This is a genomic window from Methylobacterium planeticum, from assembly GCF_008806345.1.
Taxonomy (GTDB): domain Bacteria; phylum Pseudomonadota; class Alphaproteobacteria; order Rhizobiales; family Beijerinckiaceae; genus Methylobacterium; species Methylobacterium planeticum.
On record NZ_VZZJ01000039.1, the window covers coordinates 1 to 19,134 of the forward strand.

Annotated in this window: 13 protein-coding genes and 2 pseudogenes; 12 read left to right on the forward strand and 3 right to left on the reverse strand. The window is 64.4% G+C overall.

The annotated features are described in order from the left end of the window. The first annotated feature begins 137 nt into the window (after window positions 1–137). The 3 genes from F6X51_RS25275 to F6X51_RS25285 all read left to right on the forward strand — a co-directional run bounded on the left by F6X51_RS25275 (window position 138) and on the right by F6X51_RS25285 (window position 4,617). Window positions 138–1,406 carry a DUF2325 domain-containing protein gene (locus F6X51_RS25275; protein ID WP_150966637.1) on the forward strand — a complete coding sequence of 423 codons (1,269 nt, stop codon included), beginning with the start codon at window positions 138–140 and terminating at the stop codon, window positions 1,404–1,406. 424 nt (window positions 1,407–1,830) lie between these two features. Then, window positions 1,831–2,760 (forward strand): SMP-30/gluconolactonase/LRE family protein, encoded by a 930-nt coding sequence (locus tag F6X51_RS25280; RefSeq protein WP_246697001.1) that lies wholly within the window; start codon window positions 1,831–1,833, stop codon window positions 2,758–2,760. Window positions 2,761–2,811: 51 nt separating this feature from the next. Beyond that, window positions 2,812–4,617, forward strand: a complete 1,806-nt coding sequence (locus F6X51_RS25285; RefSeq protein WP_150966638.1) for a c-type cytochrome — start codon at window positions 2,812–2,814, stop codon at window positions 4,615–4,617. 360 nt (window positions 4,618–4,977) lie between these two features. On the opposite strand, the gene F6X51_RS25290 is transcribed toward F6X51_RS25285, so the two are convergent. Continuing rightward, complete coding sequence (locus F6X51_RS25290; RefSeq protein ID WP_150966639.1) at window positions 4,978–5,226, reverse strand: hypothetical protein; 249 nt, start codon at window positions 5,224–5,226, stop codon at window positions 4,978–4,980. 1,694 nt (window positions 5,227–6,920) lie between these two features. Between F6X51_RS25290 and F6X51_RS25295 the strand changes: the two genes are divergently transcribed. From F6X51_RS25295 to tnpC, 4 genes and pseudogenes are all read left to right on the forward strand, one after another. After that, window positions 6,921–7,283: a YybH family protein gene (locus F6X51_RS25295; protein WP_150966640.1), complete on the forward strand. Its 363-nt coding sequence runs from the start codon at window positions 6,921–6,923 to the stop codon at window positions 7,281–7,283. A gap of 242 nt (window positions 7,284–7,525) precedes the next feature. Beyond that, window positions 7,526–8,503: a LysR family transcriptional regulator gene (locus F6X51_RS25300; protein WP_150966641.1), complete on the forward strand. Its 978-nt coding sequence runs from the start codon at window positions 7,526–7,528 to the stop codon at window positions 8,501–8,503. Between the two features lie 259 nt (window positions 8,504–8,762). Next, window positions 8,763–8,948: a hypothetical protein gene (locus F6X51_RS25305; RefSeq protein ID WP_150966642.1), complete on the forward strand. Its 186-nt coding sequence runs from the start codon at window positions 8,763–8,765 to the stop codon at window positions 8,946–8,948. A 12-nt stretch (window positions 8,949–8,960) separates the two neighbouring features. Continuing rightward, window positions 8,961–10,229: pseudogene (gene tnpC / locus F6X51_RS25310) on the forward strand (IS66 family transposase). Window positions 10,230–11,002: 773 nt separating this feature from the next. On the opposite strand, the gene F6X51_RS28780 reads toward tnpC, so the two are convergent. Further along, the gene (locus F6X51_RS28780) at window positions 11,003–11,503 is read right to left on the reverse strand and encodes a hypothetical protein (RefSeq protein ID WP_246697002.1); all 501 of its coding nucleotides are present in this window, start codon (window positions 11,501–11,503) and stop codon (window positions 11,003–11,005) included. A gap of 739 nt (window positions 11,504–12,242) precedes the next feature. Here F6X51_RS28780 and F6X51_RS25320 point away from each other — a divergent pair. Further along, window positions 12,243–14,195 carry an autotransporter outer membrane beta-barrel domain-containing protein gene (locus F6X51_RS25320; protein WP_150966643.1) on the forward strand — a complete coding sequence of 651 codons (1,953 nt, stop codon included), beginning with the start codon at window positions 12,243–12,245 and terminating at the stop codon, window positions 14,193–14,195. 497 nt (window positions 14,196–14,692) lie between these two features. Here F6X51_RS25320 and msrA read toward each other — a convergent pair whose 3' ends face one another. Next, window positions 14,693–15,445, reverse strand: coding sequence for a peptide-methionine (S)-S-oxide reductase MsrA (msrA, locus tag F6X51_RS25325; RefSeq protein ID WP_150966644.1), 753 nt, complete (start codon window positions 15,443–15,445; stop codon window positions 14,693–14,695). Window positions 15,446–16,068: 623 nt separating this feature from the next. On the opposite strand from msrA, the gene F6X51_RS25330 reads away from it, so the two are divergent. From F6X51_RS25330 to F6X51_RS25345, 4 genes and pseudogenes are all read left to right on the forward strand, one after another. Then, complete coding sequence (locus F6X51_RS25330; RefSeq protein WP_150966645.1) at window positions 16,069–17,256, forward strand: NAD-dependent formate dehydrogenase; 1,188 nt, start codon at window positions 16,069–16,071, stop codon at window positions 17,254–17,256. Between the two features lie 72 nt (window positions 17,257–17,328). Next, window positions 17,329–17,490: pseudogene (locus F6X51_RS25335) on the forward strand (cyanase); the annotation flags it as partial. Window positions 17,491–18,107: 617 nt separating this feature from the next. Next, window positions 18,108–18,710 carry a TetR/AcrR family transcriptional regulator gene (locus F6X51_RS25340; RefSeq protein ID WP_150966658.1) on the forward strand — a complete coding sequence of 201 codons (603 nt, stop codon included), beginning with the start codon at window positions 18,108–18,110 and terminating at the stop codon, window positions 18,708–18,710. Between the two features lie 130 nt (window positions 18,711–18,840). Beyond that, window positions 18,841–19,071, forward strand: a complete 231-nt coding sequence (locus F6X51_RS25345; protein ID WP_150966646.1) for a hypothetical protein — start codon at window positions 18,841–18,843, stop codon at window positions 19,069–19,071. The last annotated feature ends 63 nt before the right edge of the window (window positions 19,072–19,134 follow it).

Consider the following 19,134-nt stretch of genomic DNA (forward strand, 5'->3'; position numbering starts at 1 on the left):
CCTTTCCTCGCCCGGCTTACGGACAAGCCGGCCCAAGCGCCTCGATCGAAGCGGGAAGCCTGACCCCCCTCTGGCCAAGAGCAGACTTTTGCACCAGTCTGGCTGTATCCAATCGGATATAGCCGACGGAGGTAGACGTGGCACATGGTTCGCATCTCGACGGCGCTGCGTTGCGCGCTCTGACAGCCGGACGTGGCCAGCCGGACTTCGTACTGACAAAGAGCGGCACACCCGCCGACAGGCCGCGCGACCGCATCTGGGAGCTTGCCGATAACCTGCACTGCTCGATCGTGGGCACCTGCCTGACCAACGCGGAAGCGCGATCCCTCCTGGCCAAGCTCGGCGTGCCGGATGCCCGCACGATGAGCGAGCACAAGCTCCACGGGCAGGTCGTATACCTCGCCGGACGACGCGACGGCGGTGCGAAGCTCCTGCAGAAGATGCTCGACCGCCGCCATGAGCGGGAGATCCGCCGCTTCGACACGGCACGCACGCTCGAGGAGGTGCGGGCACTCTGGCGCGAGTCCCTCGAACGCGGTGAGATACCCGGCGCCTACTGGGCCGCGATTACCCATCCGGCGACCGATTGGGGGCTGGTGCAGGACATCTTCGGCGAGGTGCACATGCTCTCGCATCTCGTCGGCCAATCGAACCGGGCCGACATCCGCCGCCTGCGCCAGCTCGAAGCGGACCTCAGTGAGCGCGCCGAGACCATCGCCGCCCAGGAGCGGCGCATCCAAGAGCTCATGCACCAGCGGGATGCCCTGACTTCGCGCAACCGCACGATCGAGACCGCCCACGCCCTCGCCGCTGCGAGCGCGCCCGTCACCGAGGTGCCCTGCGAGACAAAGCGGAGCCTCGCACAGCGACTGGCCCGCGAGCAGGCACACGCCGAGGCCCTGGAGGAGAAGGTCGCGGTTCTGACCCAGGCCTGCGGACGCCTCGGGGCCGATCTGGAGGCCGAGATCGGGCACCGCCGCGGCGCGGAGGCGGAACTGGCAGCCTGCGAAGACCTCTTGTCCGCGCAGCGGGACGACGGAGCCTTGGCTTCAGTGCAGACCACCTATCGCCTCGATGGACGCACGCTCCTGTATGTCGGTGGTCGGCCACGCCACGTGGCCAACCTGCGTCGCTTCGTGAAGAGCTGTGGCGGCCAACTCCTCAGCCACGACGGCGGCATGGAGGAGAGCCTGACCCTGCTGCCGGGCCTCATCGGGCAGAGCGACGTCGTGGTGTTCCCGGTCGATTGCGTCAGCCACGAGGCCACGAGCATGGCCAAGCGCTATTGCGAGGCTAGCCGGACGCTGTTTCTGCCCTTGCGCAGCGCCAGCCTCGCGAGCTTCGTCCACGCCGTGACGCGGATCATCGGGTGTGCCGACGACGCTCGATCGAGCCGAGCCGTTTGACCGGGGATGTCACAGGATGAACTGCTCCTTGCGTTCGAAATGCGTGAAACCGGCCTGTTCAGGCTCGCCATCGGGCTGATTCGCTCGTCTGGCTCGGCTCCGTCGGTCGGCGCGGATGTTTAAGCAAATTCGGTCCAGAGCGTCGCGCCCGGCGCGCCCGTCGAGCCTTTCAGAGCATCGGTCGCTGCATCCGGACCGATCGCCTCGCGCTCGTGATGAACCCAACGAATCGAGCGGTTGAACGAGGGCGCTTCGCTCTCAAGCGCGGCTTGTGTGACGACGTCGTCCCCATGGACCCGTGTTGTCCGAGAACAAGAGAATACCTATGAACAAATCGCTCGAAGACAATGTCCCTCCCAGATCGGATCGACCCATCGTGAGGCGTCGCTCGGTCTGGAAAGTATCGGGCATGATATGTCTCGGATTGGCCATCGCCATCTCGGACGCCGCGGCGGCCGAGGCTGAGTCAAGCTCCGTCGCCTTGCCGGGCGATGCAGTCTATCCCGAGAGCGTGACCGCCACGTCCGACGGCACGTTCTACGTCAGCAGCTTCGCGAGCGGTGGCGTCATCCGGGTTCGCCCCGGTGAGGCGCAGGGCGAGATCTGGATCAAGCCGGGGGCATTCGGCACACGCTCGACCTTCGGCGTGCTGGCGGACGAACGGTCGAACACGCTTTGGGTCTGTTCCAACGACCTCTCCGCGCTGGGAGTGCCGGGACCCAGTGACGTTCCGGGAAGTGCCCTCAAGGCCTTCGATTTGAAGAGCGGCGAAGGTCGTCTCAGCATCCCGTTGCCCACACCCGCCCTCTGCAACGACATCGCGCTCGCACCGGACGGGACGGGCTATGTCACAAACACAGCAGCGCCGCAGATCCTGCGGCTCAAACCGGGCGATCATGCCTTCGAGGTCTTCGCAACTGATCCCAGGTTCGGTCCGAACGGCAAGGGAGCCGGCCTCGACGGCATCGCCTTCGGCCAGGATGGCGACCTCTACGTCAACACGTTCAGCAAAGCCGAATTGTTTCGCGTCGAAGTAAAGGACGGCGCGGCCGGACGGATCACACAACTGACGCCGTCGCGGGCGCTCAAGATGGCCGACGGCCTGCGTCCGGCCGGTGACGGCAGCTTCCTCATGGCGGAGGGCGGAGGCAGCCTGGACCGGGTCACGATCGTGGGCGACGCAGCCAAGATCGAGACGCTGCACGACGGCATCGCGGGTGGCGCGACCGGCGTTGCCAAGGTCGGAGACACGGCCTGGGTCACCGAGGGGCAGCTCGCTTACCTGCTCGATCCATCCAAGAAGGGCGGCACGCCGCCCCTGCCGTTCCGCATCTTCCCCGTCCGGTTGAAATAAGCCTGCTCCGAATACGCACCGAGCGACACACCCCTGTCAGGAGATCGCACCATGCGCACTGCGTTCGCCCCTACCCCAGCGTTCCGCATTTGGCTGCCCGCCGGCACCTGTCTTGCCGCGCTCTCGCTTGCCGTCGCGGCATCATCGGCTTTGGTCGATCATGCTCGGGCAGCAGATGATCACTCCTGCAAGGGCGATTCAGGCGGGATCACGTTGGCGCAGGGCTTCTGCGCCACGGTCTTCGCCAACAACATCGGACATGCACGCCACTTGGCCGTGGCAGCCGATGGAACAGTCTACGTGAATACCTGGAGCGGCCGGTATTACAAGAACAACGAGCTGCCCCCAGGTGGCTTCCTGGTCGCCCTGAAGGATCGGGATGGTGACGGTCGGGCCGAGGTGACGGAGCGCTTTGGAGAGAACGTCGCGGAAGGCGGCCACGGCGGCACTGGCCTCGCCCTCTACAAGGACGCCGTCTACGCCGAGATCAACGACCGGATTATGCGTTATCCGATCGCCAAGGGCGAGGTCGCGCCAAAAGCCAACGGCGAGGTCGTCGTCTCCGGGCTACCGCTCACGGGTGATCACCCAATGCACCCGTTCCTGATCTCGCCGAATGGTGATCTCTTTGTCGATCTCGGATCAGCCACCAATGCGTGCGAGCAGAAGAACCGTATGCCGGGCTCGCCGGGCAACGATCCGTGCACCGAGAAGGAGACCCGCGGCGGCATCTGGCGCTACGATGCCAACAAATCGGATCAGCGCTTCTCACCCGCCGAGCGCTACGCGTCCGGCATCCGAAACGGCGAAGGGATCGCGCTCGACGGCACGGGCCGGATCTTCGCGACCCAGCACGGACGCGACCAGCTTCACGAGAACTGGCCGGCCCTCTACACGGCCAAGCAGGGCTTCGAGCTGCCGGCCGAGGAGATCGTCGAGTTGAGGCCGGGCGGCGATTATGGCTGGCCGGAATGCTACTTCGATCCCGACCAGAAGAAGCTCGTGCTGGCGCCGGAATATGGCGGCGACGGCGGGAAAAAGGTCGGGCTCTGCGCCGAGCGGCTGGGTCCCGCCGCCGCCTTCCCGGCGCACTGGGCACCTAATGACCTCAAGTTCTATGTCGGTGAAGGCGGCTCCAGCCGCTTCCCGAAAGCCTATCAGGGAGGCGCCTTCGTGGCCTTCCACGGTTCCTGGAACCGGGCGCCAGGTCCTCAGGGCGGCTACAACGTGGTGTTCCAACCCTTCAAGGACGGTCGGGCATCAGGCGAGTACGTAGTGTTTGCAGAGGAATTCGCGGGTGGCGTGAAGGAACCCGGCCGGGCCAAGTTCCGTCCCTCCGGCCTCGCGATCGGCCCGGACGGTGCGCTCTTCATCTCCGACGATGTGAATGGGCGGATCTGGCGGGTCACCTACGAGGGCGGAGATCCAAGCGCGAAGGTCACGGCCGCTCCCACGCCGCAAGTACGGTCGACGAGCGCGCGTCAGGAGATGCCGCCGGAAGGCATCCACGCCGATGCCGGGCGTCGCGTGGCCGAGCTCCCGGTGCCACCGGGCGCCACCAAGCAGCAGGTCGCCCTGGGTGAGCGCGTCTTTCACGGCGAGGTCGGGGGAGCGACCTGCGGCGGTTGCCACGGTTCTGATGCGGCGGGTTCACCGGTTGGAGCCGACCTGACGAGCGGCAAGTACTTGTGGAGCGACGGCAGCCTCAAAGGCATCGAGGACACGATCGCGAACGGCGTGCCTGAGCCGAAGGAGCATGGCGGAGTCATGCCGCCGATGGGCGGCGTGCAACTCTCCGAGGCTGACCTGAAAGCGGTGGCGGCCTACGCTTGGGCGGTGGGTCACAAGCTGCGCTGAGACGTCTTTCGTCGACTCGGAGAGCCGACGCTCGACGACCGTTTAAGAATCCAGGAACATATCCGGTTCGATGTATCCACGCAGCTACATCGCTCGATCTCGGCTCGCCGTATGACTGCCGCCAGCTCGTGCTGTGAGACCCGCGGGCCTACTCAGCGGCGCGCCTATGCAAATCGGCGCGCCGCTCCTTCTCTCGATGTAGAGGTGATTTTCTCGCGATGACCGCCGCAGAGAGGCGTGGATCGGGCAGTGGTCCCGTACCATCAGAGTGCCGCGTTACTTCGACACTGTGCATGGTCGTGGATGACCTGCGTGCAATTGACCTAACTGAATTTTCAATTTCGATCTCAAGGCATTGCTTCACCTTGTGGGTGACGAGGGCTCCTCCGTCTCCTCGATCAGCAAAGCGTCGGGATCCTCCCTGAACCCGCTCATCCCGGCATCGGGCACCGGCGATGCCGGCGTGCCGAAGGGGTGGGTGGGATAGGCCTGCTCGAACTTGGCGCGCGCCTCGTCGACATCGCCAGCCTTGATTGTCAGCACAGGCGCGGTCACCAGCGGCCAGCGCGGATCTGCAGGATCTCTCGGCTTCACGGCGTACCAAGGCATGTCGTCTCGCAGTTCCGGTGTTCGTTGATCGTGCACTCATGCGCCTCGGCAGATGAAACGGAGGGAACAATCGACCCGTTCCACCGACGCTATCGCCTCGTGCCGTCGCTGCTCGGGCCTGAAGTTGCGGCGATCTGTGCTGATTGAGCGACCCCTTCAAGGGTGTGAAGCCAAGTCCGACGCGGGCGAACGCCCCGACGCCCACGCGTCCCGGTTACGTCAGAACACGAGCCAATGCCGTTCACGCATACCGCGCTGGTAGCCGGAACTCTAAAAAAACGATATATCACGCTATATATAGCGCGGCGTCGATATGGCCGGGCGGAGAAACGTTCCGAGGTACGACGATGACGCTGAGCCCTCTCCCCTCGCGGCAAGCCATGCAGCCCTCTGGGGAATGTGCGTGATGGCTAAGAAGCTTGTTGCGAACACGCATTACCGTCTTCGGCTTCTGGCGGAGCGGCCCCGCTCATACGTGCCGGACGACAGGTATGCCATGCAATTGGAGAGGCTGGGACTAGCCAGTCGGACCGGCTCTGTCGATGCACGGCGCGCTCAAGTCGAATGGACGATTACCGACGCTGGACGAGCCGCCCTCCTGCAAAGAGAGGCTGACAACGTGCTCGGCGAGCGTAGCGAGGCGTCGGGACTCGCCTTATTCAAAGGGGCTCGAGACGCCAAGTTCCCGTTTGAGCCGCGGGATCAAGATTCTCACGCATTCAAGTCGCGGGGCTGTTCGGCCGCCGCCGTCACGCGAGGATTGGTCTAGTTTCACGGTGTGGGCGCCGATCAGACCCTGGAAGGACTGGCCTGCATGGAGGCGCCTGACACCACTGATGCGTCATTGCTGTACAAATCACCTATGACTCGACCGTCATTCCAGATGGGCAATCTCCTAAATCTATTCCTCGAACGTGTCGCTCCACCGCCTGCTCAGGTCACCCAGCCACGCGTAGCGACCAACGATCGTGACATTCCGATCATAAGAGGTGTGTTCAAATCAACCGCATGGATTAAGGCGAGCAACGTTCGAGATCAGTCACTCTTGGTCTCATGGTTCCATCCGGTTCACTCTCATCGCCCACGCAGCTATCGATCATCTTCGAGATACAGGCGAAACCTCAATGGAGCATGATGTGCGCAGCCAGCGATCTCAGGCGCCTACCTCGGACGGCGACGTGATCTTCGATCCGCTGGCTTCTGTGATCGAGGCTGCTCTGGTGGCTTATTGGCCCGACTGGAATAGGGGATCCACGCGCAGCGCAGCCCTCACTGCGGCTCATCGCAAGCGGATGCGGGCGGCTATTGAGGTGGCGTTGCGAGCGTCCGCCTCGGACTCCCCTCCCGGATTGCGCCTTGCGGCTTGCGACTCTGCCGTGAGGCGAGGATTGACGCCGCCCATGACGGCTTTGCCCACTTCATGTCGTGAGCGCCGAACCTGAGATTTCTGCGCGCCTCCTTCGGACGCCTGACGGGTGTGACGTCGACACTTCGGCCACACGGCTCCTGCGGTGTGAACGGAGGGCATGCCGGTCATGCGCTGGAGTGGTCGGCAAGCTGGGTACCGAACGATGGGCTCAGTTCTACCTACGACACGGCCGCCGTTACAGGAAACGGGACAATGAGCCGAGGCCCCGATGAGCCCGGTCCGAATGCCGACTCCTTAGAACGCCGAGCGAGAGCAGGGAGAGCAGATGAATTTGCAAGGTCAAGCCGTTGCCGATCTATGGGATCAGACATTCAACAGGGGGGACACCGACGAGTTGGGCAAGCTCTACAGTGCCGACGGACAGGTGATCCCAGCAGGAGGATCGCCGGTTCGGGGCACCGAGAGTATCGCGGCGTTCTTTGCCGACCTGCGGGCCAAGGGTTTCAAGGATCATAAAATTACGGTTCAGGATACCTCGACGAGGGCCGAAACCCTGATCCTTACCGGCCTCTGGCACCTGACCGGTCCGGCTGAGAGCGGACAGGCGCAGAGCTACGGCGGCAACTGGGTGAATGTCCTGGAACGCCGCGGTGATCGTTGGCTCACCTTGCTTCACACGTGGAATTGAGCAGATCGAACCACCGTGCGACTGGGCCGGCATCCGGCCCAGTCCGATCCTGCTTGGTCACGTAGATTCAGGCTACAACGCGGTGAGCGCATCGAACTGAGAGGACACAGCCGGGGAACGTACCGGTCAGACCGTTAGTGAATTAAGGTCCGGTCAGATTAGTGCACAGTCGATGACCATGGCGAAGGATTGGCTGTCTTCGACGAATAATAGCGATCATCGCATCGAGCCCCATTGTTGTCATGCTGGTCCGGCATCTCTCCTATTTCGTTACGCTCGCGCGGGAGCAGCATTTCGCTCGTGCCGCGCAGGCTTGCAACGTCACGCAATCCACGCTCTCCGCGGCGCTCCGCAAGCTGGAAGAAGATCTTCAGGTCGCCCTCGTCGTGCGGAACCAGCGCTTCGTCGGCCTCACCGTCGAGGGTGAGCATCTCCTCGCATGGGCAAAGCAGATCCTCATCGACTACGACAGCCTGCGGGAGGACCTGTCCGGCCTCCGGACCGGCCTCACGGGCACGTTGCGGCTGGGTGTCATCCCGGCAGCGATGGGAGCGGTCGGCTTTCTCACCACGCACTTTCGGGCGGTGCATCCCGACGCCTGTGTCGAGATTCGCTCGCTGTCCTCGCGCGAAATTCAGAAGGGACTCGACGGATTCGAGATCGAGGCCGGCCTGACCTATCTGGAAAATGAGCCGCTCGACCGCGTGCGGCGCGTGCCGCTCTACCATGAGCGCTATATTCTGGCGATGCGCTCCGATCACCCACTCGCCGCTGAAGTGAAGGTGACCTGGGCTCAGGCCTGTGCCCAGCGCCTCTGCCTTCTGAGCGAGGACATGCAGAACCGCCGTATCCTCGACGGCCTTGCGGCGACCTTCGGTCTCGTGTTGCGCCCGACCGTCGTGAGCAACTCGTTCCTCGGAGTTTGCGCGCACCTGCGCGAGGGCGGCTATGTCAGTATCGTTCCTCAGACCTTCCGGCATCTGTTCGGTGGCACCGAAGCGCTCGTAATGCGTGACTTGGCCGAACCGACACCACACCAGGCGGTCGGGCTGGTTCTATCGGAGCGCGATCCCTTACCGCCCATGGCGGCAGCCCTTCTGCGCACCACACTGGATGCATCCTTCGCGGCGACCGTTGAAGCTGCGGAACGTCGCGCTCGTCTCACAATCGGCAACGTTGATCCACGACATTCGACGTTTTCATTTGATGCCGAAAGCTGAAGCACCTGGGCGCTGCCTGGCCGCCTTCCGCTAAACGACAGAACCCAGAAGCTCATGGGGAGGGAAAGCGTCCGACGATGCGAACTGTTCGCGTTCTGCGGCCTATGATGCGCGGATGACTGCGTGCCCTTGCTAGTCGCAACAGGCTCGGAAGCGCGGCCAAGGTCGTCCTCGTTTCCGAGCACGATCCGATTGACAGGTATTCGACGAGCTATGCCCACGACAACCGCCGAAGATCGAGCACTATCCCGACCGACAGATGCTGCTGACACCAACAGCCATCGACGTCCAGCCCGGCACGTTCCTCGGCAGCGTCTCGGGCGAATTGGACCCGCGCCTCTACCTTGAGGGGCTCGGCCACGAGCTCGTCGCTACCTCATCCAAGGACGGTGCCGGCTCCGAGCGCGTAATTACCCACGCCCTTGCGCGGGTTGGGTTTCGCTAATTCCCTGGTGGGATGGGCCGAAGCGATCTTGAGCGTCTGAGCCGTGAGAAGCTGATCGAGCTGGTGCTGCGGCTGCAGCGTCCGGAGAAGACCTCACGCACCTCCTCCAAGCCGCCCGCGACGGATCGCAAGGAGCAGCGTGAGCAGTCCAAGCCCGGCGGCGCCAAGTTCGGTCACGAGGGGCATAGCCGCGTGATGAGCGATGATCCTGATGCCGTTGTCGAGCATCGTCCCGCGGTGTGCGCGTGCTGCGGCGGCACCTTGCATGGGGAACTTCCCGCCGAGATCGTCAGCGTCTCCGAGCGGATCGAGTTGCCCTTGGTAGCGCTGATCATCACCCAGCACCGGCGGCTGGCGGTGCGCTGCCCATCCTGCGGCACGCGGGTGGTCGCAGCGGCGCCCATGGATGCGCGTGGCACTCCGTTCGGACCGCGGCTGCACGCGGTGGCGACGTACCTCAAGACCCTCCAGGCACTCTCCTATGAACGGCTGCAGGCGGCGCTGTCCGACCTGTTTGGACTGACGCTCAGCCAAGGCGGGCTGATGAACCTGCTGCGCCGGGCGCAAGGCTGCTTTCGTCCTGGTCGCGACGCGGCCGTCTCGGCCCTGCGCAAGGCCGCGGTCGTCGCCTCCGATGAGACCGGCGTCCGGATCGAGGGCTCAAACGCTTACCACTGGCTCTTCCACTCAGCAGAGGCCGTGGTGCACACGGCCTCGCCGACACGCGGTGCCGTCGTGGTGCGGGAGATGATGAACGGCCACCGGCCTGCGGTGTGGATCTCGGATCGCTACACCGCTCAACAGGGCCACGCCGCCGAGCACCAGACCTGCCTCGCCCATCTGGCCCGCGACATCGCCTACGTCGTTGAGGTCAGCGATGATCTCGTGCCCTGGCGTCTACAACTCTGACTGCAGAGCGTGTTCGCCCTGGCCGAGAGCGTCACCGACTTCGCCCCCTCGACGCTGGCGGCCAAGCGCCGGAGCCTGAATCGGCAACTCGGCGCCATCCTCGCCACACCGAGCCGCTGCGATCTGCAGGCCAAGATCGGCCGCGCCCGTAGTCAGCTTCTGGTCTTCCTCGACCATCCCGGCACGGTCGAGCCCACCAACAACGGTTCAGAGCGCCTCCTGCGTCCGGCCGTCATCCAGCGGAAGATGACCAATGGCTACCGTGCCATGTGGGCCGCCGAAGGCGAGGCCGCCATCCGCACCGTCGTCGACACCGCACGCCTGACCGGCGCCAGTCCATTCGGCACCATCCTCAAAACTGTCGGCGCTTGAGCCACGCCAGCACAGGCGTGGGTAATTACCCGAGCGCAGTAAGCAGTCCAGGATGCTAGGCGTTGGGACAGCGTCCATGCAAGTTCGCCCAACACGGACGAACTCGGCGTATGCACTGCACGAAGCATTTGCGCTCAAGTAGCTCGAACAAAGGTCCATTCGGATAGGTCTGTCGGCAATCTGAGCTTCTCCATATCGATCCGCCGCGGCGGGCTGAACGTGTGACCGCCTACAAACCTTTCGAGCGCCGCGACCGGCGTGAGGTAGACGCCCAGACTTTCTGGCCCGAACATTACGTGCCAGATCCCTTGGAAGTCTGGCCGAATGGCAAGCACGCCCCAGCGCGTCCGATAGACCCAGTATCCGCTCATCAACGCACCACCTGCAACCGCATCATTGCAACTCGCAATATCGTAAACGATATAGCGCGCGGAAGCTACAAAGTGCGCGGGAGGGCGGCGCTTCCGCAGTGGCAGGTCTCGCGAACGTACCGATATCCTCACCTTTAGAATTGTGAACTGTGAGATCTTGCTCGTCCAAATATCTCAATGGGTCCTGTTGCAATTGAGAGACAGCCTCGCTCGAAAAAGACAAGACGCTTCGCGGCTATTGCGGATCTTGCTATATGTACAGGAATATAGCGTGTCGAGCCTCCGGGGTCTGTCGTGCGCCATCTTTCACCCTGCTTCCGCCGCAAGCCCTCCGCCCTGGGCTCCTCGCACGTCGCGCTTCGGAACCTCAATCATCTACGGTCTCGGCGTCTGCGGAGCCTGCTACTGTCGGGTTCCACGCTCGGGACGCTCGTCGCTGCTGCAACCCCCGGCCTCGCCCAAAGCCAATCGACCCAATTCACGGTTGGAGGTCAGGTTAGTGCGCCGAGAACCTTCCAGTTGGGAGACCTGCAGGCGCTGCCCGCTCAGACCCAGACTGACAGCTTCCTCAGCGGCACGAGTTCGACCACCGCAACCTTCACCGGCCCGAGTTTGTTCTCGCTGCTCAATGACACGGTCGGCCTTCGCATCGATCCGGCAACACGGAACGACCTTCTCCGCAACGCGGTGATCGCGACCGGGAGCGATGAATATCAGGCCGTTTATGCCTTGGGCGAGCTGAGCCCCAATTTCGGCGGCAACATCGCGCGTCCCGAACTTGTGGCCTACGCCAACGCGCCCGGCCAACTTCTCACGTCCGACGGGTTCGCCCGCACCACCGAGCCGGGTGACATCCGCGGCGGCCGCTACGTCTCGAATGTCGCGAGCATCAATGTCTTGCATGCCCCGCGCTTGACGGGACCGTTCGCCGGCGGCCCCTCGACGCAGTTCACCATCACCGGGCAGGTGAATGCCTCTGCCACGTTCAACCTCGCCTCCCTGGCGGCGTTGGGGGCGACAACGGTCACCGCTCCCGCGAGCGGCTCGTCTGCTGCCGCGACATTCACAGGCGTGCCGCTGTGGACCGTACTCCAGACGGTCGGCATCACGACGAGCGCGGCCGTGCGCAATAACCTTCTGCGTGACTTTGTCATCGCGACCGGCAGCGACGGCTACCAAGCGACGATTTCGGTGGGCGAGATCAACCCGGATTTCGGCGGCAACACGAGCAACCCCATCCTCGTCGCCTACGCCATGAACGGCGGTGCCCCCGGGACCTCTCTCGGCACCAACGGGTTCGCAAGCCTCGTGGTGCCGGACGACAACCTGCGGGGTCGCTGGGTCTCAAACCTCGTGAACCTCGAGGTGTTCGATGTATCGCAATGGAAGATCCTGGCGGGCGAGAGCCTCGACATGGCCGGCTTCTCCTTCCAGACACTCGGCTTTACCCTCGCCGGTGGCACGCTGACCTCGTCCCTGGGCCCAGCCGCGCTCACGGCACCAAGCTTTGTGCTGAACGGCGGCATCGTCGACACGAACGTCACACTCGCCGGCACGGGCACGTTCACGCAGGCGAGCGGAACCACAATCCTTCGCGGGAGCGTCGGCACCCCGAACATCGCGATCAGCGGCGGAACGCTTCATGGCGGGCGACCAGCGCCTCTTGCGCGCCACCACTCTGTCGATGCGCGGAGGCACGTTCGACATCAGCGGCTTCTCTCAATCGATCGCAACTTTGAATGGGACCGGGACGATCGCCTTCAGCAGCGCTGCATCGGGTGGAACGCTCGGCGTCGGGTCTGGCATCTTCGGCGGAGCATTGATCGACGGCGCTTCCCATGGCGGCGCGCTCATCAAGGAGGGCCCGGACACGCTGACCCTGAACGGTACGAGTACGGTGTCTGGGCCAACCACCGTGCTGGGCGGTGCTCTGATCGTCAACGGCGGGCTGGCCAACTCCACCGTGCGGATCGCGAGCGGCGTGCTGGGCGGCGCAGGCACAGTTGGCGCGATCGCGGTACTGTTGGGCGGCGCAGTGGCCCCGGGCAACGGAATTGGCACCCTCAATGTTGCCGGCAACGTGGGCTTTGCTGTTGGTTCGGTCTACCAGGCCGAGGCGAATGCTGCCGGTCTGTCGGATCGGATCGCCGCGACCGGGTCGGCGATCCTTCAGGGCGGCACGGTGCAGGTCCTTGCCCAGGCGGGGGCCTACAATCCGCGCACGCGCTACACGATCCTCACCGCCGGCGGCGGCGTCAGCGGGCAGTTCGCGGGCGCGACGTCCAACATGGCGTTCTTGACGCCGGTCCTGCGCTACCAGGCGTCCGAGGTCGATCTTACACTCACACGCAACGACATCACGTTCTCCACGGTTGCCACCACGCGCAACGCCGCCTCAGTGGCCGACGCGATCCAGGCGGGTGGCCCGGGTACCCGCGCCTACGACAGCACCGTCGGGCTCAGCGCGCCGGAGGCTCAGGGCGCCTTCCGACAGCTCTCCGGTGGCATCCACGGCTCCACGGTGTCCTCGGCCTACGAGACCGCGTTCTTCGTTCGCGAGGCGATTCTTGACCGCCTGCGTTGGGGGACGACGCCGGGTGCATCCGACGGCCTCGATTACGGCAGCCTGCCCGCCGCCTACACCGCCGACCTGCCCGGCCGGCGCCCGGTCGTCGCCAGCCTGCCAGTCCGCACGCTCGACCCGACGGTGATCGGCGTCTGGGGTCAGGTCTTCGGTGCCTTCGGCAGCGCGGGCGGGGGCAACAATGCCTTCTCGGTGAATCGACAACTCGCGGGTTTCGCTGCCGGCATCGATGTCCGCCTGCCGAGCGGGATCAGACTCGGCCTGGTGGGCGGCTACTCCGAGGCCTACCTCGACACGACGGGTCATCTGGATTCGGCGACCATCAAGAGCGGCTTCGGCGGTGCCTACGGCGGCTACGCCGTCGGACCGGTGTCCCTGCGCCTTGGCGCTACCTATGCCGACAACGATATCCGTAGCCGGCGCACCATCACGATCCCGGGCTTCACCGACGCCCCCACCGCACATGATGGCGGCCACACGGTGCAGGGTTTCGGTGAAATCGGCTACCGATTCTTTGTCGGCCAGCCCGCGCCCGTAGCGCTGGTCTCGAAGGACGGCACGAACCTCGCTCCGGTGCAGCCGGTGGCCGCTTATATCGAGCCCTTCGTCGGCGGTGCCTATGTTGGCATACGCCGCGGCGGGTTCACCGAGACAGGCGGTGCCGCCGCGCTGACGAGCTTCGCGCGCGACTACGACCTCGGCGCGTTAACGGCGGGGATACGCGGCCAGTCCGCTCTCGACCTCGGCCTCGGTGTGCCGATCTCGGCCCACGCGCTCCTCGGCTACCGCCGGGCCTTCGGCGACGTGCTGCCTAAAGCCCTCCTGGCCTTTGGAAGCGGTCCGGCCTTCCTCTCCTCTGGCGTGCCGATCGACCGGGATGCTCTGGTGGCAGAGGCTGGCGTCGATGTGCGGGTTGCGCCGAACGCGACTCTCGGGGTGGCGTATACTGGCCAGACCGGCAGCCGCGCGCAGGATCAAGCCGTCAAGGGCAACTTCATCTACCGTTTCTGAGGTTCGAAAGCTTAGACACTTCGAACTCGCGGGCTGCCCACAGGTCAGCTGTCCCCGGCGTGCTACGCCATGCGAAGGCGCCTGACGGCAAGAACGTCACCGGCTTATCGACCCGGTGAGCTGCAGCGCATCCCCCGCGGCAGCAAAATGCGGGCGTTTGATTCCGTGGCGTTTCGGCTTGGTCCACGGGCCGTAGCTGCGAACGATCTGGACGGTCGCGGCGCTCGCATCGAGGGCGCATTGCAGATATCTGCGCAGATGCGGACGGGCGACCCTGCCGCTCGGGTCCATCGCGTGCAGCGGCAGGTCGGCGCTGCGGCCATTCGGGCGCCCGGCTGTCGTCGCTCGTCGCCGACCTCGTGGCCCATGAAAGTGCCATTGGAGCGGTGGCCAACGAGGCGGCCTCGCTAGTCCTGGCCCGGCCAGCCCCCACCGCGATACAGCGAGGTGACAGACACCCGCCGCCCCCGGCTCACGACGCCCTACGGGTCGCAGGATCACCCGCCGTCCTGTGCTGCCGAAACCAGAATTGGCTTGGCCGCATAAAATTCAGGGAAGAGGCGGCTCAGCTGCTCGATCTTCGGCTGGTCGTTGACGACGATGTAGCGGTGGTTCGGGTGAAGCGTCAGGAAATCCTGGTGGTAGGCTTCCGCCGGGTAGAAGTCCCGGCCGGGCTCGATCTTCGTGACGATGGCCGCGTCGTAGGCATGCACCCGATCGAGTTGCGCCATGTAGGTCTTCGCAATGCGCGCCTGCTCGGGCGTCGTCGGAAAAATTGCGGAGCGGTACTGCGTGCCGTGATCCGGCCCCTGGCGGTTGAGCTGCGTTGGATCGTGGGCCACCGAGAAGTAGATCTGCAGGATGCGCCCGTAGCTGATCCTGCGGGGATCGTAGGTCACGCGCACCGCCTCCGCGTGGCCGGTGGTGCCGGAACCCACCGTCTCATAATGCGCGGTCCCGGCTTCCCCGCCCGCGTAGCCGGACACGGCGCTCGTCACCCCCGCGACGTGCTGGAACACGCCCTGGACGCCCCAGAAGCAGCCGCCGGCGAGCACCGCGACGGCTTCCGGGCCCTCGGTCGCCGGATCCGCGGCCGGTGCGGGAATCGCGCGCGCCTCCTCGGCCCGGCCGGGCAGGATGCTGCCGGCCGAGATCAGGCAAGCGTATCCGACAGACAGCGTCGCCGCTGCGATCACGACCTTCCACCCCGATCCTTGTGGCCGCGAAGTCTTCAACGATGATTGCAGCATCTTCATTCCCTGATCAGCCGGAGGTGAAAGGAGAGGCTTGGACGCCCGGATCGAGAAACCTGATCATACAACGCTGGGTGCGATTCGCGGCCGAGCGGCCGATCGTCCTTACCCATGCGTGGTCGACCCGTTCGCACGTGTCGTAGCGGAATTCGTCGATCAGGGGAGAAGGTTACGTGCCGCCCGTGACGCGGATGCCGGTCGACATGGTCGCGGCTTGAGCGGAAAGCGGGTTCGATGCTCGCACGGCACCCGTTATTTTTCGTTGCTTCGCGCTGAACCCGCCTGTCGCTGCTCCATCGGCTTCGTTTCGTCAGAGCGCGACGCGCTGCCGCCGATGGCGGCCGCGCACTTCCGGATCGTGGTCGACGCGGCTTCGAGGCGGCTCTCGCAGAGCCTGCCGCCAAGCGGTGATCGACGTCGTCGATCAAGTCATTCAACACTTTTGTTTGATGACTCGTCGGGTACCATCGAAGCTCGACTTGTCCGGATCCAATCGCGTCGGATGATTATCGCGAAATTCCGGGCGGGGAAACGTCCGCCTCGTCAGCCTCTTTTGACCGTTGACGCTGCGAATCCGGCCGGACGCTCCCCTCATGACAGCCGATGACAGGGAGAGATTTATGGCCAAGATTGTTCTCGTACTCTACGATGATCCGGTTGACGGGTATCCGACGAGCTATGCCCGCGACGATCTGCCGAAGATCGAGCGCTACTCGGACGGTCAGACGCTGCCAACACCGAAGGCCATCGACTTCCAGCCCGGCACCCTCCTCGGCAGCGTCTCGGGCGAATTGGGCCTGCGCCCCTACCTTGAAGGGCTCGGCCACGAATTGATCGTGACCTCCTCGAAGGAGGGGACCGACTCTGTTCTCGACCAGCATTTGCATGACGCGGAGATCGTGATCTCGCAGCCGTTCTGGCCAGCCTATATGACCAAGGAGCGGATCGCGAAGGCCAAGAACCTGAAGATCATCGTCACCGCGGGCATCGGTTCCGATCACACCGATCTCGACGCTGCGAACGCGCACAACATCACAGTGGCCGAGGTCACCTTCTGCAACTCGATCAGCGTCGCCGAGCACGTGGTGATGATGATCCTCGGCCTCGTGCGCAACTATATCCCGTCCTACCAATGGGTGATGAAAGGCGGCTGGAACATCGCCGATTGCGTTTCGCGCTCCTACGACGTCGAGGGCATGCATGTCGGCACCGTGGCCGCTGGCCGCATCGGCCTCGCGGTGCTCAAGCGCCTCAAGCTCTTCGACATGCACCTGCACTATACCGACCGTCACCGGCTGCCGGAATCTGTCGAGAAGGAACTCGGCCTCACCTGGCATGCGAAGCGCGAGGACATGTACGGCGTCTGCGACGTGGTGACCCTGAATTGCCCGCTCCACCCGGAGACCGAGGGCATGATCAACGACGAGACGCTGAAGCTGTTCAAGCGCGGCGCATATCTGGTCAACACCGCCCGCGGCAAGCTCGCCGTCACCGACTCAATCGTGCGCGCGCTCGAATCCGGTCAGCTTGCGGGCTATGCCGGCGACGTCTGGTATCCGCAGCCGGCGCCGCAGGGCCATCCGTGGCGCACCATGCCCCATCACGGCATGACGCCCCACATCTCCGGCACCTCGCTCTCGGCCCAGGCCCGCTACGCGGCCGGAACCCGCGAGATCCTCGAATGCTACTTCGAGGGCCGTCCGATCCGCGACGAGTACCTGATCGTCCAGGGCGGCAAGCTCGCGGGCGTCGGGGCTCGCTCCTACAGCGTAAGCGACAGCGGCAAGGAAAAGATGGCCAAGATCTGATCGGCGAAGCCCGAGACGCGCGGCCGGCAAGCGCGCCGGCCGCGTCCTTCCGATCGACACGAGAGCCATCCGATGAAGCGCGACGACCTCACCGAGAAGCTCCTCGACATCAAGCGTGAGAAGGGCTGGAGCTGGAAGCACATCCAGGAGGAGATCGGCGGCATCTCGCCGATCCTCATCACCGCCGCCTGCATGGGCCAGATGAAGCTGCCCAATGCCCAGACCCAAGCCGCTACATTAGACCGGCTAAGCTAAGAACTGCTGAGAGACGTAAGCAGCTCTTCCGGCCGCGCGGCCCGAATGACGGCTTGTGGCGGATTTCGTTGAAAAACTCTGGATGCAACCGAAGCGGTGCACCACGCCGCTACATGCGGAGAAAAATTTTTGTCGGGCTTGCGCGGATCGGCCAATACCGGAATGCATGGCACCGAAAGAAGAGAATACTTCTCTGTGGTGAGCCTCGGAACGAGGTAGCAGGCGTCGCCTCTGAGTTTTTTCAACACAATCAGCGCAATCCGGACTTGAAAGCTCAGCTGCTGGAGCGTCCGCTTTCGAGATGCCGCCGGGTACCGCTGAACGGCGAAAATGGGCGCGAAGCCGCCGGCCGGAACTGGCCGGAAGCGGTACGTCAGCTTCGAAGACGGTCTGCCAGAAAAGTCGACACGCTGGTTCCGACCCGATTTGGTCGAAGCAGGCGACGCGCCCGCTTCCTGAAAGCGGACACCAGCGATGAAACGTGCTGCGGTGACGTCTGCAGGCCGCGAAACTGCCTAGCGTACTCCGATGATCCCTCCGACAAAAAACGCAGAACGCCTCTAGACGACCGGTCTAATTCGTTCTATCTCATCGTTATGTCACGCGGCACCGCACATACCGACACCCGCCAGGGGATCCTCGACACCGCCTACGGCCTTGTCGGCGCGAAGGGGTTCTCCGGAGTCGGGCTCAACGAGATCCTGAGTTCGGCCGGCGTGCCGAAGGGGTCGTTCTACCACTACTTCGGCTCCAAGGAGGCTTTCGGCGAGGCTCTCTTGGCGAACTACTTCGAAAGCTATCTCGCCGACCTCAACACGACGCTTGCCGAGCCGGGGCTGAGCCATGCCGAGCGCCTGATGAACTACTGGCGCAAATGGCAGGCCACGCAAGGAAGCATCGACTACCAGCGCAAGTGTCTTGCGGTGAAGCTTGCGGCGGAGGTCTCGGACCTGTCCGAGGCGATGCGCCTTGCCCTTAAGGGTGGCACCGCCGCGATCATCGAACGGCTGTCGCGATCCATCGCGGCGGGCGTGGCGGAGGGCTCGCTCACGATCGAGAGCGAGCCGCATACGACCGCCGAGGACCTGTATCACGTCTGGCTCGGTGCGAGCCTGATGGCCAAGATCGTGCGGACCGACGCACCGTTCGAGGCTGCGATGGGGACGACCCGGCGCATCCTCGGCCTCGCGTCGCACTGATCCACTCGTTCCGACGTTGCCGAGAACGACTTTCTATCACGCCCAGAAATGAGACGACCGGTCTACTCGGCGTGATAGGCAATTAACTTCCTCGGGCCGGCGGGGAACCGAACTCAGACGGAGAAAGCCCATGCCCCACCACACGAAGACATCTGTAGTCGCCACCCTAACCGTTGCCGGGCTGATGGCGCTCGTGACCACCCCTGAAGCGACCGCGCAGGAGCGGATCACCCTGGAGACGATCGGCGCGGTCCGTATGGCCCGGTTCGAGGAGGTCCGCGGCGCGAACCGCGAGCTCCGCCCCGCGCAAGCGGCGCCGGCGCGCGTCCCGGCCGCGGGACGCACCACAAAAGCGCGATAGCGCCGGCTCGCCTTCCCCAAGCCGGCGCCGAGCGCGGGCCTGGCGAACGGCGCGAAACTCAAG

Excerpts from the sequence above, each read along its gene's own strand:
- F6X51_RS28780 (WP_246697002.1), bottom strand. The coding sequence starts at position 11,503 with ATGCAAGACATTGATGCTCGCGACATTCGAGACGTAGCGGCCGCCGCG.
- F6X51_RS25305 (WP_150966642.1), top strand. The coding sequence starts at position 8,763 with ATGCTGCTGACACCAACAGCCATCGACGTCCAGCCCGGCACGTTCCTC.
- msrA (WP_150966644.1), bottom strand. The coding sequence starts at position 15,445 with ATGCTGCAATCATCGTTGAAGACTTCGCGGCCACAAGGATCGGGGTGG.
- F6X51_RS25320 (WP_150966643.1), top strand. The coding sequence starts at position 12,243 with ATGGCGGGCGACCAGCGCCTCTTGCGCGCCACCACTCTGTCGATGCGC.
- F6X51_RS25340 (WP_150966658.1), top strand. The coding sequence starts at position 18,108 with ATGTCACGCGGCACCGCACATACCGACACCCGCCAGGGGATCCTCGAC.
- F6X51_RS25330 (WP_150966645.1), top strand. The coding sequence starts at position 16,069 with ATGGCCAAGATTGTTCTCGTACTCTACGATGATCCGGTTGACGGGTAT.
- F6X51_RS25285 (WP_150966638.1), top strand. The coding sequence starts at position 2,812 with ATGCGCACTGCGTTCGCCCCTACCCCAGCGTTCCGCATTTGGCTGCCC.
- F6X51_RS25300 (WP_150966641.1), top strand. The coding sequence starts at position 7,526 with ATGCTGGTCCGGCATCTCTCCTATTTCGTTACGCTCGCGCGGGAGCAG.
- F6X51_RS25345 (WP_150966646.1), top strand. The coding sequence starts at position 18,841 with ATGCCCCACCACACGAAGACATCTGTAGTCGCCACCCTAACCGTTGCC.
- F6X51_RS25290 (WP_150966639.1), bottom strand. The coding sequence starts at position 5,226 with ATGCCTTGGTACGCCGTGAAGCCGAGAGATCCTGCAGATCCGCGCTGG.
- F6X51_RS25295 (WP_150966640.1), top strand. The coding sequence starts at position 6,921 with ATGAATTTGCAAGGTCAAGCCGTTGCCGATCTATGGGATCAGACATTC.